General features: G+C 40.6%; 12 protein-coding genes. 6 read left to right on the top strand and 6 right to left on the bottom strand.

Annotation, left to right across the window (positions count from 1 at the left end; genetic code table 11):
- The first annotated feature begins 18 nt into the window (after nucleotides 1–18).
- Together LMH66_RS13940 and LMH66_RS13935 are read left to right on the top strand one after the other, a co-directional pair.
- Nucleotides 19–2,019: a hypothetical protein gene (locus tag LMH66_RS13940; protein ID WP_229370721.1), complete on the top strand. Its 2,001-nt coding sequence runs from the start codon at nucleotides 19–21 to the stop codon at nucleotides 2,017–2,019.
- Nucleotides 2,020–2,384: 365 nt separating this feature from the next.
- A complete protein-coding gene (locus tag LMH66_RS13935; RefSeq protein WP_229370719.1) occupies nucleotides 2,385–2,636 on the top strand; it encodes a DUF2999 family protein in 252 nt (83 codons plus the stop codon).
- A 69-nt stretch (nucleotides 2,637–2,705) separates the two neighbouring features.
- Here the strand turns inward: LMH66_RS13935 and LMH66_RS13930 are convergent, their stop codons facing one another.
- The gene (locus LMH66_RS13930; RefSeq protein WP_267869180.1) at nucleotides 2,706–2,840 is read right to left on the bottom strand and encodes a helix-turn-helix domain-containing protein; all 135 of its coding nucleotides are present in this window, start codon (nucleotides 2,838–2,840) and stop codon (nucleotides 2,706–2,708) included.
- Between the two features lie 3 nt (nucleotides 2,841–2,843).
- Here LMH66_RS13930 and LMH66_RS13925 point away from each other — a divergent pair, with 3 nt between their 5' ends.
- The 3 genes from LMH66_RS13925 to LMH66_RS13915 all read left to right on the top strand — a co-directional run bounded on the left by LMH66_RS13925 (nucleotide 2,844) and on the right by LMH66_RS13915 (nucleotide 5,557).
- Nucleotides 2,844–3,260 (top strand): SDR family NAD(P)-dependent oxidoreductase, encoded by a 417-nt coding sequence (locus LMH66_RS13925; RefSeq protein ID WP_229370717.1) that lies wholly within the window; start codon nucleotides 2,844–2,846, stop codon nucleotides 3,258–3,260.
- 37 nt (nucleotides 3,261–3,297) lie between these two features.
- Entirely contained in the window at nucleotides 3,298–4,317 is a 1,020-nt protein-coding gene (locus LMH66_RS13920; protein ID WP_229370716.1) for an alpha/beta hydrolase, read from the top strand.
- Between the two features lie 199 nt (nucleotides 4,318–4,516).
- On the top strand, nucleotides 4,517–5,557 hold the full coding sequence (locus LMH66_RS13915; RefSeq protein WP_102527743.1) for a polysaccharide lyase family 7 protein: 1,041 nt from the start codon (nucleotides 4,517–4,519) through the stop codon (nucleotides 5,555–5,557).
- 74 nt (nucleotides 5,558–5,631) lie between these two features.
- On the opposite strand, the gene LMH66_RS13910 is transcribed toward LMH66_RS13915, so the two are convergent.
- Together LMH66_RS13910 and LMH66_RS13905 are read right to left on the bottom strand one after the other, a co-directional pair.
- On the bottom strand, nucleotides 5,632–6,801 hold the full coding sequence (locus tag LMH66_RS13910; protein WP_267869179.1) for an MFS transporter: 1,170 nt from the start codon (nucleotides 6,799–6,801) through the stop codon (nucleotides 5,632–5,634).
- 394 nt (nucleotides 6,802–7,195) lie between these two features.
- Nucleotides 7,196–7,906: a hypothetical protein gene (locus LMH66_RS13905; RefSeq protein ID WP_229370715.1), complete on the bottom strand. Its 711-nt coding sequence runs from the start codon at nucleotides 7,904–7,906 to the stop codon at nucleotides 7,196–7,198.
- Nucleotides 7,907–8,215: 309 nt separating this feature from the next.
- Between LMH66_RS13905 and traF the strand changes: the two genes are divergently transcribed.
- Nucleotides 8,216–9,424, top strand: coding sequence for a conjugal transfer protein TraF (gene traF, locus LMH66_RS13900; RefSeq protein ID WP_229370714.1), 1,209 nt, complete (start codon nucleotides 8,216–8,218; stop codon nucleotides 9,422–9,424).
- A gap of 90 nt (nucleotides 9,425–9,514) precedes the next feature.
- On the opposite strand, the gene LMH66_RS13895 is transcribed toward traF, so the two are convergent.
- From LMH66_RS13895 to LMH66_RS13885, 3 genes are all read right to left on the bottom strand, one after another.
- Complete coding sequence (locus LMH66_RS13895) at nucleotides 9,515–10,336, bottom strand: hypothetical protein (RefSeq protein ID WP_420709427.1); 822 nt, start codon at nucleotides 10,334–10,336, stop codon at nucleotides 9,515–9,517.
- Nucleotides 10,333–11,499 (bottom strand): BamA/TamA family outer membrane protein, encoded by a 1,167-nt coding sequence (locus LMH66_RS13890; protein WP_229370713.1) that lies wholly within the window; start codon nucleotides 11,497–11,499, stop codon nucleotides 10,333–10,335. Before LMH66_RS13890 ends, LMH66_RS13895 begins: the two co-directional genes overlap by 4 nt.
- Nucleotides 11,500–11,654: 155 nt before the next feature.
- Nucleotides 11,655–13,337, bottom strand: a complete 1,683-nt coding sequence (locus LMH66_RS13885; protein WP_229370712.1) for a sensor domain-containing diguanylate cyclase — start codon at nucleotides 13,335–13,337, stop codon at nucleotides 11,655–11,657.
- Between the last annotated feature and the right edge of the window lie 196 nt (nucleotides 13,338–13,533).

Below are 13,533 nucleotides of genomic sequence, written 5' to 3'. Positions count from 1 at the left end.
GAAACTATGGGGATAAAAATGAGAAATATAAATAACTACATCGTAAATATGCGTCATAAAAAACTGGCGATTGCCTGCTTATTGGCCATCACGCCACTAAGCGTATATGCCGATTCACAAGGACAGCAACACGGGCAGTCAGAACATCACAGCCATGGGTGGCAATTTGATGAACGCCAACAACGAGGGGAAAGTGAAAGCCGCCGTGCAGATTACAGTAATAAATGGCGCGGCCATAAATCAGCGGGGAAAAAATGCAATAAACACCGCAAACATCATGGTCATCGTCATTGCAAATTTGAGCGACACTTTTGCCAAGGTATACCTGTTGTCGCCGAAGAAGACTTACCAACAGACACAGACTTAAGCGGTTATGAGGGGGAAGAAATTGGCTTTTTTGAAAACAAAGTCTTTGATGACGAACCTGAAGTTCTATTTGCCTCTGATAGTTTTGATGAAACCGTCAATGACACAACTCGCTTAAAGAAAGCGCTTCGTTTTGCCGCTAAAGAAGAAAATGGCGGTGTGGTAGTTTTACGTGCATCTGAAAATGGCAGCAATAATCGCTATAGTTTGGCGCATATTGTGGTGCCCTCAAATGTCCGTATTGAGGTCGAACCTGATGTTGTCCTCGAAATGCGCGGGATTAAAGAAGACACCTATCCTACGGGTAATCCAAGTAATAGACCCAATCGACAGTTCTTATTTTCGTTTGGGCGAAGCATTGGCCCAAGTAAGTTATCCGCTGAACGCACAGTGAATGTGCAGATAACTTCAACCGACCCGAGTAGAAATTTCACCGTTGATGCTAAAACCAACATGCCATACAACTATGGCGAAATGCAGGGTGGCAATGGTGGCGGCTTAGTTAACCTCACCCGCGCGATTCCATTTGGGCTTTTTTATGTTGAAAACTTCTCGGTATCCAATGTCACCATTGAAGATAACCATACTGAATCAGTATCGGTACAAATGTTTGCTGATGCCGATTATAAAGATGGATCATACACTTATCGCTTTGGTTCTGCGCCGCTTTATCTACAAGACAGATATGTGAAAAACCCAGAAGGATCGCCAAGCTTAAATAGGCCGATGAATCCAGTCAATGTACCAGTTCCAACCAATGAGAATGGTGATTTTATTGATGATGAAGGCAATATAGTGCCAGACATGTTCGCGATTCAACGCAACCCAACTTATGCCCGCACACCGCTTAAAGGCTCAGTGAAAAACATTAAGTCAATTAATGCCCATACGGGTTATGGCGTAGTGCAAGTTTACGGTGGAGATTGGATTGAAATTGATAACATTGAAGCATTCAATGGTATTGGTGTGCGAGTGGAAGCAGGTAATGGAACCAATAAAGACAACTTTAACCGTTCAGGCCCTTACTTTAGCTCAGCGAATAAAATCAAAATCTCTAATGTGAAAGTGACTAACGGCTTTACTGGCGTTTGGTTAAAGCCACACAGTAAAATCATGAAGGACATAACTGTAGAGAACATTGAAGCTATTGATAGTGGCTCTGCCCTTTTAGTGGGTAAAGGATCGTTTGCATGTAAAAGCAGTTGTCGTGATTTAACCCGTGGTCGTATCAATAATCTATCAGTGAGTGGCGATATTATTTTACGTCAAACGGTTTATGATGAGCCCGTTGCTGAGGTCGGTAACGTTGCCACTTACTTTATGAGTGAGTCAAACCGCGAATATTTAGCCGAGCAAACAGGTAAAACCATTACTGAAATTTCTCGTGCTGACATCGAGCGTAATTTATCAGGTTCACGTTGGTATTTAACTTTCCCTGCAGCGCCTATCTTAGCGTTATCACAACTGTCAGCCACAGAAATTGGCGACCAATCTGCCTATGAAGGTTTTTATGGGGTGGATTATTGTAATGCGAATATCATTCAAGATGGCCTAGCCCTAACAGATGGTGAAAAGTCTCGTCCTGATATTCTTTATATGGGCGATGCACACACGCCAAATGGTGAAATTGCTACCGATTATATTAATAAATAAATCCTAGCACTCTAGTTGGTTTATTAGTGATAACAAAAGACGCCAATATAAAAAGCCAGTAGCCCGCGCTACTGGCTTTTTAATTATTGATTATGGATTGCTGAATATGAATTAGTGAGTATGGATTGTTGAAGTAAATAACACCGTTTAGATTTTTAACTTTTGCCACATAGCTACACCTTTGCCACATAGCTACAAATACATAGCCTTATAATTGTTTTAGCTACAGGCTACATGATTTTAAATTTTCAACTTACCCCTTAAATCGACTCTGGAATCACAGCCGAAATTTTCACTCTGCAAAACTAAGATATAAATGGTAAAATAGGACGATTATCCCTCTCAATTAACCACAAGGTCTAGCAATGAATCCAATTATTGCCCTGTTAAAAGAACACAGTGTCAGTGATGAAAAAATCAGTGAAATGTTTCAAGCATTAACTCAAAACCCAATGATGGCGATGAATATCATCGGTCAACTTGGCATTCCTTCTGAAAAGCTACAACAGCTAATGGCGATGGTAATGCAAAACCCAGCGTTGATTAAAGAAGCTGTACTCGAGTTAGGCTTAGATTTTTCAAAAGTTGAAGCGGCTAAAGCGCAAATGCAGCCTTAATAAACTTCTCGATCTTCTGAGTAAGTAGTGTGCAAGACCTTTAAAACGGCCAATCTATGATTGGCCGTTTTAGTATTGTTTTTTTACCTGCTTTCGATATTGGCTCGGGGTGATATTTTTACATCGTTTAAAGCTATGACTGAAATTAGCGCCATCGTAAAAGCCTAACTGCAAGGCTACCTCTTCAAGCGGTATGGATTTCAATACTTGCCTGTACTGCCTTATTTAAAACAAAACCACACTAGCACCATTATCAATATGTCATCTGCAAGCAGTGATTATGGTGTGCCTGAGTTAGCAAGCTACTCCGCCAGTAAATTTGCAATAAAAGGGCTCACTGAAGCACTTGAGTTAGAACTTGCTCAATATGGAGTTCGGCTATGCGAGGTGCTGCCGCCATTTATCGCTACTAAAATGCTTAATACACAACAAAAAACCGCTAAAGTGATGACAAAACTAGGTCGGCATTTAACCGCTGAAGAAGTGATTACTGTGATTGAAAAGCAAGTTAATCAACCTAGAACCCATAGAACAGTCGGGTCGCTTTATAGTATGTTACATTGCTTAAGTAGTGTTTCACCTCCTGTTATCAACCGCTTGTTTATGAAGGTGTTAAGTCGTTAATTGGTCCAAACTGTAATTTATAAAAAGGAATGAATAAATGAGTCAAAGCGCCACATCGATAAGATTACAAGCGCCAAAGTTAGAAGCTAAACAACGAATGGCAGCCAAACTGCTGACCTTAGCGCCATTACATAAATTGCCGCCAAAAGCATTTAGACATGTTTATAGCACAATGGACAGATTATTGGGTTTAAGTAAGATTGAAATGGCGAAGGTTATCGACTCAAGTATCCCTGTCACCACACATACTGACAAAGAGAGCTCAATCAAACTCCGTGCATATTATCCTGTTTTCGAGCAAAAGATTGATGCTGACTTAGTTAAAACTGCGCAAAAAACACTGGTGTACTTTCATGGTGGAGGCTGTGTGATTGGTAGTTTAAATACCCATGATCGTTTTTGTCGGTACTTGGCTAAACATGGCAACATGAATGTTATTGCTGTCGATTATCGCTTAGCCCCTGAGTATAAATTCCCTACCCCAATTTGTGATGCCATTGACGCATGGAACTATATTAACGACCACCATCAAGAGTTGCATATTCAAGCTGAACATATTGGAGTCGGTGGTGATAGCGCAGGTGCATACCTTGCTTGTATTATCGGCTTAAAGCAGCTGCAATCAGCGTTACCGTCTATTGCTATAGCAAAACCTGCATTCCAGTTTTTAATCTATCCGATGCTTGATTTACAAGGCTTAACTGAGTCCTACCGTGGCTTCAATAAACAACTGCTCCTAACTCGAACCTTAGTGGATTATTTTAGAGGGCATTACCTCAACTCATTGAATGAAATCGCATTACCTTTAGCCAGCCCTTTGTTAACAGATGACATTAGTGACTCACCAAATACCTATATATTAACCTTAGGTTACGATCCTTTAAGGGATGATGGCATTGCATACGCAAATCGTCTCAAACAAACTGGTATTAGCACTCATCATCAGCATTTTGACGACTGTATGCATGGTTTTATCTCCATCACTAAAACCAGTGCCCGTACTATGCAAGCTACCCATGCGACTGCCATGGCTTTAAATAGATTCAACTCGCTATAAGTAACTGAGTAAATGGGTAAGTGGTTAAATGACTGGTTAAATGAGTCGTTAAATTAGTGCATTTGATTCAAGTCGGGCTGTATTTCAATAATATTTTGCTCAATTGATCAAATCATCCAACTCGATCACAATATTGTAATACAATATTATTGTAGTATCTTAGGTAGACTTTAATGGCATGTTCCAGAGGAAAGGCTCAATGAGAAAACTCCAACTTAGTGTTTTGATTGCAACTATCGTTGCTGGCTCTGCAGTGGCATCAGTTGAAACTGATACCGCCAAAAAATTTAACCTTGATCCAGCTAAAGCACCTGCGCAAAATTTTGATTTAACCAATTGGAAAATTACCTTACCGGAATTAACCAAAACAGGTAAACGCAAAGGCAAAGCACTAGAAATTGATAAAACTCAACTGGGCAATACCGAAACGCCTTATGCCCACCCTGAATGGTTCTACACTAATAAAGATACTGGCGCCTTGGTGTTCGTTGCACCAAATGAAGCACCGACGACGCCAAATAGTAAAAATACCCGCAGTGAATTGCGTGCCATGTTAGCAGAGCATTATGGCGAGCCTAAAAACAACTTTGTGGTTGCCTCTCACCCTGACGCCAATGAATATGGCGCTATTGGCGGCCAATTAAAAGCGACACTGTCGGTTGATCATGTCAGTGTCAGCGGTAACCCTAAAAAGAACGGGGCGTACTCGGTCGTAATTGGCCAAATTCACGGCTCTGATAATGAACCATTAAAAATTTCTTATCGCAAACTACCGAACCATGAATACGGCTCAATCGCATGGAACTATGAGCTAAACCCGATTCCAGAGCTGCAAGATGCCAAAGATGAAAATGGTAAAAAGCTGCGTCAAGATATCCGTCATAATGTATTTGGCGAATACAACCTACGTGAGAATGCTGCCGATCCACAAGATGGCATTAAACTCGGTGAAATATTCTCTTATGAGGTCAATGTAACGGGCGACACCATGCACCTGTTATTTACTAAGAACCCTGGCACCGACAACGAAGTAACAAAAACCTTCGCGGTTGATTTGGCTAAAGGTCAATACCAAGGCCACGAAGTGGATGAAGGCTACGGCACTGACTGGATGTATTACAAAGCAGGGGCTTACAACCAATGTAATACCAAGAAAAACAGCTCAGATTGTCAATGGCGTGGCATGGAAAGTGGCGACTATACACAAGCGACTTTTTACCAGTTAGAACTGAATCAATAAGCCTTGTTAGTTGGCTAGCGTAACTGAGACTCGAACTCCTAATGCCTATTAGGAGTTCTTCTTTTCAACTATATCTACCCAGCAATCGGCTTTTGACCTGATGAAATGGTTTCTGCGCTCTTAAGCAGCATATAAATACAAGTGGTTATTAAACACACACCTAAGTAGATAATTAAACCGTTACTTGCCTGAGTAAATGTGGTCGCCAATAACGGGCCTAATACTGAACCTACGCTATAGCACAACAGCATCATCTCGGTAGCAGACACCATTTTTTCAACTGGTAAGCTATCGCAAGCTAACGTAATGGCTATTGGGTAAAGGGCAAAACTGCTCGCCCCTAGCATTAATAAGCTTAACGCCATCATGACAACACTCGTTGACTCCAATACGCCCATGACAGCCAAGCAACCCAATAGACAAAAAATAGCCATCAGTAAGCTCTTGCTCATGCGAGTCGACATGGCACTCGCCGCAGGTTGAACTAGCATGCCGCCCAGTATAATACTCGCCATTAATAACCCCGTATGCTCAGCATAAGCACTTGAATGGCTAAGATAAGACGGCATCAATCCATAAATAGGCCCTAATAATAATCCCGACACAATACAACCAATAATCGCAGGACGACTAATATGGCGAATTTCTTTGCGGTTAATCGATTGTTGGTCGTGGCTAACCGGCTGACCTGAACGGATCAGTACAGGCGCCAGAGTCGCTAAAAACAGTAGTCCTAATACATACAGATAAGGTTGTATGCCTTCGGTGCCTAAGACAGAAATAGCCAGTTGTCCTACAGCACTACCGCCATAAAGCGCCGCCATATATAAACCTAAGCGCTTTGCTCGCTGCTTAGGACAATTAGCCATGAGTAACCACGACTCAACCACCACAAATACCCCTGCTACAGCCATACCTGCAATAAACCTTGCAGCGAGCCAAGTCACCTGATGAGGAATGAGTAGCATTAACGCCACAGTCAAACCCACAAGAGATAAAAAAATAATAAAGGCGCGTCGGTGCCCTAGCTTTTTAATGACCCCTTGAATACAAGTTGCCCCTAACAGCAAACCAAAATAAAACACACTGGCAAGCCAAGGCGTTAAAGATTGATTGATACCAAAATGAGCTAATGACAATGGAATAAGGCTCATTAAAAAGCCCGATGCGACAGCGAAAAATGTTAAACCAACTACAGGGGTAACAATGTTGTTTTCAACATTGCCATGCTTGATTATCGTCAATTTCGTACTACTTAATGTAAGATTTTGGAAGGGTAAAGCGTTCTTGTCGGCTAAAGGTGAGAAAGCCCTATAGACTATTTTCGGCGAATGTATTCCTGAAGCGAAAATAAGTAAAGATAAATTTTATCCTGATGCTAAATTGTGCAAATAAATATCAAATATTGCTGTTTAGATCATATTATTGCTCAGCAAGCACTCATAAACTGCAAGCGAACAGAGCAGCATCATCCATCTAAAACGCCAAGGATAAAAAAGAGTCAGATGATAAAAGGCACCATATACCCTAAGTAAACCAATCATTATGAGCAACTGAGAGCATATCAACACTCAAGTGAAACTTTTAATAGTTTATGGAATTATAATGTCGATAATAACTTGTAATAAAAGGCACTAATTAATCGCGCTTTAAGCCCAGGTTTATTAAGGTTTTTCCAATGAATATGACACTCTCAAGGTAAAGGGCACTACCTGAATCAATTGCGTTATCGATTGTTTTCTCCTTTTCGGTGTATTGTGACCAGTGATAACAAATAAAAGCACAAAACAGATAAGCACCAAACCAATGCCAAAGGCCATGAGAGGAATCAAATATCATCATCCATGTTATTTCGGTCACAATTAAACTGACTAAAATACCAAAGAGTATGGCAATGAAGGATTGAAACAAAGCAGGTAATTTGGCTGATAACAGTAAAATAATACCCAGCATGAATGCAATAAATATCAAACCGTCGCATAAAGGTAGAAGAATTTCTTGGGGGAGAATATAACTGAGTAACAAGGTCGGCCCTGTTGTCATCAATGTATAGCCAATAAAGCTATATAGGGGCTTTTGAGACTTAACGCCCAATAGCACGCCTAATACAATAATGCTTAAATACACCCCCAAGACCCAAAGCACCCCCGCTTTTAATAAGTCATGTTGCGGCATATAAGTAATCACAGCATAAATACAGCTAATTCCCCACAATAACACTAAGCCTAAGACAATATTAAATGCCCATGAACTTAACTCGCGGTCCTTATAAAATAACCATCGAAAATACTCAATTACGCCTCTATCTTGCATAGTGCCACCATCATCAAATCTGACTAACTCATTCATAAAGCGGTAGTTTACTTAAGCTTAAATACAGCAAAAGCTTACTCACAGTAATAAATCAGACCTAAAGAATATTTCTAATGGAAATTTTACAAAAAGTGACATAAATCAGGTTATGTTCGCCATTGAAAAGAGAGCTAAAAACCTAAAATGAAATAACTTATCTACACATGATACAAAGTTTAACAAAAACAGTGTGTTAATGGTTGATATTTGCACGTTTTATGAAAAAACAAAAACCATTTACTGTTATTATCTGTTGCGAAAAAACATTAAAAATAACAATTTATATCATAGTGTTACAGGATGAACATGTTTAAAATAACTAAAAATAATATGCTTAAGTATTTACCTATTTGTATCGTTGCCGCCTTTGCTACTTCTGCTCACGCAAACAACCACAGTTTTGATGCCCGCGCTCTTGCCATGGGTGGTGTAGGCGTAAGCACTGCAGATTACCTCACAGCCCCTTTTCACAACCCAGCGCTAGCGGCGAACTTTAAAGAAAATGACAATGTCGGTTTATTGATCCCCTCACTGGGCGCACATGTTAACGACCCAAGCGATCTTATTGAGAATGTTGAAGATTTTTCTGATGTGTATGATGATTTCAAGTTCTTGGAGAATCCCACTGAAGCCGACGCCCAAGTGGTGATTGATCAGCTTAAAAAGGTGCAAGGCAATTATGCTCAAGTGCAAGCGGGCACCCAGTTAGCCATTGCTATTCCAAGCAACCTTGTTGCGGTTAATTTATTTGCTCAAGCCTATGCTGACGCCTTAGTATTTGCTGATATTGCCGATGAAGATCTCGATCCAAGTAACATCATCAATCAGGATATCAATTCACAAGCGCTAACAATGGGCGTCATCATATCTGAAATAGGCGTTAGCTTAGCAAACTCGCATCAGTTTGAGTCTGGTAGCCTTTTTTATGGTGCTTCACCTAAGTACCAAACTGTAAATACCATCAATTATATTACCGACATTGAAAACTTCGAGTTTGATGATTGGGATGATGATCGCTACCAGAATGATGATAGTAACTTCAACTTAGATGTGGGTATCGCCTTTCAACACAAGGATGGTTATGGATTCGGTTTTGTCGGTAAAAACCTAATCAAAAATAGCTATGACACTGAAATAATTGAAAGGGTAAAAGGACAGTACGAACTCAGTCCGACTTACACAGTCAGTGCAAATTATCAAAATAGTTACTTAGTAGCAGCTATTGATGTTCAGCTTAATGAGTCTGAAGGTTACAGCGAGATCAGTGGAACGTCGACCTTGTTTGATGCCACCCAAGATAATCAACAAATTGCTGCAATTGGTATCGAATTTTTCCCAGATAGTTGGGTAAAATTACGAACGGGTTATCAAACGGACTTAAGCAATAACACTGATGATAGTATTACAGCAGGTATCGGCTTATCGACCTTCAGCTTATTCCACTTCGACTTATCAGCAAGTTACAGCGATGAGAACAATATGGGCTTTGCTATACAGACTGGATTTACTTTCTAGTTCGATTACATAGTTCGTTCAAAAATAAGCTGATATTGCATCAGCTTATTTTTATCACAGCAAGCTTAAGCAAGAGTTACTAGCAAGCAGTTATTGTGTCAGTCGCTCACATGTTGAGTTGTACTCGTTAAGCTCAATAACCCCTTGTAAAATGAAACCATGATAGCGAGCTCTGACTAACTGATAGTCCATATCCGGAGCAAAGTAATAGGTCACTTCCTCAGCTCCTGACTGCTCAACAGGGATCAATTTCATTTCCCCCCATGGTTCAATTGTTGCCTTAATCGTGGGTTTAACATACAACTGATACGGCTCGATATCATCTGAAGCTTGTCTAACTAACGCAAACTGGCTGCGACCTTGCATTAACAATTGACGCATTTGAATCGCTAAAGTATCGACATCTCTTAGCGGTATGTGAGCCGATTTATAGCGGTCGATATCGCCATCAATATCCACCTCTGACTCAAGCCCGTCCTTACTTAAAGAGACTTTCATATCCCTTGCACGAAACCCTGTGACTAACTGATGAAATCGCTCAGTGATCCATTCTTCGGTCGTATCAGACCATGACAGTTCTGCTCGTTGATCATATTGAGTGCCGATCCCTAAAATGCTCGCTTTACTTGTCGAGGTAACCACCGCTGACTTACCCTGCCAATTTTCCGCTCTTTTCATTGTGCCAGTATGAATACCACTGAGATAAATGTCGTAATTGGCATGACGGGTGCACTGCTTTTTTGTAGATAGCTTTTTTTTAGGCTGGCTTTCTACTGACTGATTTTTTACTGACTGACTTTCTACTAACTGATTTTCTTCAAGCGCAGCAATAACCTGCTGACTGAAAGACAACATTAAGACTATGGCGAGCAAACGCTTAAGCGGAAAAAAATCAATCGGCAAGATCATCAAAATACTTCGTTCACATTTAAGTAAAAGTTAGTTTCGTTTTCGCCCACACCAACATCAAAACGTAAGTTAATATTGTCTTTGATTTTAAAGCGGAAACCTGTGCCGTATGAGGCTAATAGCTCTTCAGTTAAGTCACTGACATTAGGTGCAACACTGCCAACCGCGCCCCAAAATACCATGCCATAGCGTTGGAAAATCGGTAAACGATACTCAACTTGTCCCATCATCATTTGCTCGTCACGGTATCGGCCTTTAATGAAACCACGCATGGCACTAGAACCACCCAAGTCAGGCAGCATATTCCAAGGCACATCACCACTGGTAAAATTACCTTGGACTTGCCAAGCAATTAAACCAGGAGCATTAGCTAAAATAGACGTTGAGCTTAAATCAATATAGTTGGCTAACTCGATATTATAGGTCGAAAAAGTAGAATATTCGCTGTTTTGATATAACCCTGCATCAATTTGAAATAGCCAACCTTTAGTGGCATTCAAACGATAGTCACGGGAGTCGTAAATACTGGTGACGACAACACCAGAACTAAAGTTACTCGGCAATAGGCTGTTTTCGTCAACCGGCTCACCAGTTTCAACTAACTCCAGCTTTTCAGCACTAGAATAAGTAAAATCCGCTCCAACACCTAAAAAGTAATTGTCAGCAATTTCTGTCATCCAACGAGGTTTAAAGCTATAAGCTTGCTCTTCATACTCATGATGGTTGGCATCGATATTGCCTTCTTCAATGCCTTGGCCATAGTAGACTGCAGCTTCATTGTATAGCTCTAAATCCAGTAACAGCCTTTGTTTACCACCATTGAAAAACGTCATGTTTTCAACTTCAATACCATAGGAGTTATTCATCGACACAAAAGAGTTCAGCACCAATGATGAAGGCTGCTCTTCCGGTGTAGAACCTTCGGTTTTATATAAGCCTACCATCAACAATCCCACGCCAAATTTTTTCTCAGGCGTGTAATAAGCAGTTGGTAAGTAACTCATATCAATCGGTTTGCTGTCATCAAATTCACCATCAGCACCAAACACAGATAAAATGTCATCGACCCAAGTCGGCTCCATATCTTTTGGTGTTTCAAATAGTGGTTCAACAGCAACAGCAGCACTTGAAAATGCTAATAAGGTAGGTAATAAAATCCGTTTCATAATGACTCTAATCTGATATGAAGCAAAGCGGGATGAAAGCCTTGTGGCTTGATTGCGCGCATTCTACCATTACAAGAGTATTCGACCATTAATTTTTGTTTAGCTAATGATATTTCTAGCTGTAAATCAGTGTTCAACAAGCGAGAACTTGAACGTTAACTCACTATTCTTACTTGGTTTTTACCGCTATATTTGGCGATATATAATGCTCTGTCTGCATTTTTAATCATAGGCTCAAACCTTGCTAAAGTTAACGGGCTATCCTCAAACTGATTGGCTACTGAACCTGCCACACCAAAACTAGCGGTTAAGGTTAACGAAAGCTCTAGCGCTAAAAATTCAACTTTTTCTATCGCTTCTCTTATCACTTCAGCTTGAGTAATGGCACTATCGCGAGAGGTACGAGGTAAAAATACAATGAACTCTTCACCGCCCCAGCGCGCTGAAATATCACCTTGCCGGCAGGATTCAGAAATCACTTTAGCAATGGCTTTCAACACCTCATCACCAACACTATGACCATGAGTGTCGTTAACATCTTTAAAAGAGTCGACATCGATTAATAATAACGATGCGTCACCCTTCTGATAAACGATCTGCTGCCAAAGGGGCTCAGTTAATTCTTGAAACCCTCTACGATTATTTAACTCAGTCAGTGGATCGGTGCGGGCGTATTTTTCAGCAATCAATTTATCAATTTGAGCAACTCTAAATTGGCGAGCCAGAATAGAAGCTAACAAAATGGCTTCGAACGCCATACCGACTTCAATAGCCTTAAAGGTGTAGTCGTTATACGGCACTAACACCCCTGCAACTGCCAATGTTGAGATAGTGATACATATGGCGGCAGTGACAGAGGAAAGAATAAAAATCACTGCAAATGGTTTTTTAGCATTCAGCGCTTTAACGCCCATGGCGATAAATAGCACCACAAAACAGGTGTTAAGTAAAAACGCTAGCACCATGGAGAAAAACAACTGATTGAAAATAAAACCAATCAGCATTCCGAAAGGAATGTATAAGGTAGTGCGTAACACAAATCGATCTAATCCAGGAGCATACTCCTTTGTTTGCAGTAATGAACGAGCAAAATGCAATCCAGCTACGCTGTAGGTAATCATGAGGAATATATCGAGCCAATCTTGAAAGTAAGCACCAAAATCATAGGTAATAATGGTGTGTAATTGGCCCGTATAAGACAGACTGTTAAGCACAAAACCTAGAAGATATAAGCCGTAAAGACAATATTCTCTCTGTCGAATATATACAAAAAGCACCAAATTATATAGCGCAAGCGCCAGCATAATGCCGTATAAAGCGCCATATTGATAACCGCTATTAATATCACGATGAATGGCTTGTACTAATGAGCTAAATTGTATCGGCAGTGCCATCGGGCCTTTTGTTTCTACGCGCATAATGACTTGGGTTTCACCCGAAACAAAGGCGTGTTCAAATGCGTAAAAACGATATTGCATGGGTCTTGATTCAAAGGGCAAGCCATCGCCACCAGCAATATGTTGCGCCACTTTTCCATCTTGTATTAGCCAAGTATCGATGTAATCAATCCACGGTGTTTCAACTGAAAGTCGGTAAGGAGTTGGCGAATGTGATGTGTTATTGACCGTAAATATCATCCAGACTGGAGTCACATCAATGCCTAAAGAAATAGAGTTACTGCTGCCACGAGTGAGCGAGCCCGCTTCAAAATGCTCAAGGGCTTGGCTCAATGAAAGCTTGCTATCTTGCTCTCTAAAGTACTGAGTTTGCTTACCCAGGCTGCCTTGCTGGAACTCAGGAATAACGATGGTATCAGCTTTAACAGAAGTACTCAGCACACAAGCACACACAACAAAAGTGAGTAACAGCCCCCAAAGGAGAGAATGTAAACTTTCGTTACTGAGCGCTATATTATTATCGTTTTTTAAGTCGCTAAGCTTGGGCATAAATGACGATGTGAAATTATTGTTATTTTATTTATAGTAGCATTTAACCCAAAAATCTTCGATATGAATAGTGTAAGAATAAATGCAG

This window comes from Shewanella sp. 10N.7, from assembly GCF_020806285.1.
In the GTDB taxonomy this organism is placed as follows: Bacteria; Pseudomonadota; Gammaproteobacteria; order Enterobacterales; family Shewanellaceae; genus Shewanella; species Shewanella electrodiphila.
The sequence above is the reverse complement of the archived record's forward strand: the minus strand, read 5'-3'. Positions and strand labels throughout refer to the sequence as shown.

Coding starts and splice junctions, on each gene's coding strand:
- LMH66_RS13915 (WP_102527743.1), top strand. CDS start 4,517: ATGAGAAAACTCCAACTTAGTGTTTTGATTGCAACTATCGTTGCTGGC.
- LMH66_RS13940 (WP_229370721.1), top strand. CDS start 19: ATGAGAAATATAAATAACTACATCGTAAATATGCGTCATAAAAAACTG.
- LMH66_RS13920 (WP_229370716.1), top strand. CDS start 3,298: ATGAGTCAAAGCGCCACATCGATAAGATTACAAGCGCCAAAGTTAGAA.
- traF (WP_229370714.1), top strand. CDS start 8,216: ATGTTTAAAATAACTAAAAATAATATGCTTAAGTATTTACCTATTTGT.
- LMH66_RS13905 (WP_229370715.1), bottom strand. CDS start 7,906: ATGAATGAGTTAGTCAGATTTGATGATGGTGGCACTATGCAAGATAGA.
- LMH66_RS13890 (WP_229370713.1), bottom strand. CDS start 11,499: ATGAAACGGATTTTATTACCTACCTTATTAGCATTTTCAAGTGCTGCT.
- LMH66_RS13935 (WP_229370719.1), top strand. CDS start 2,385: ATGAATCCAATTATTGCCCTGTTAAAAGAACACAGTGTCAGTGATGAA.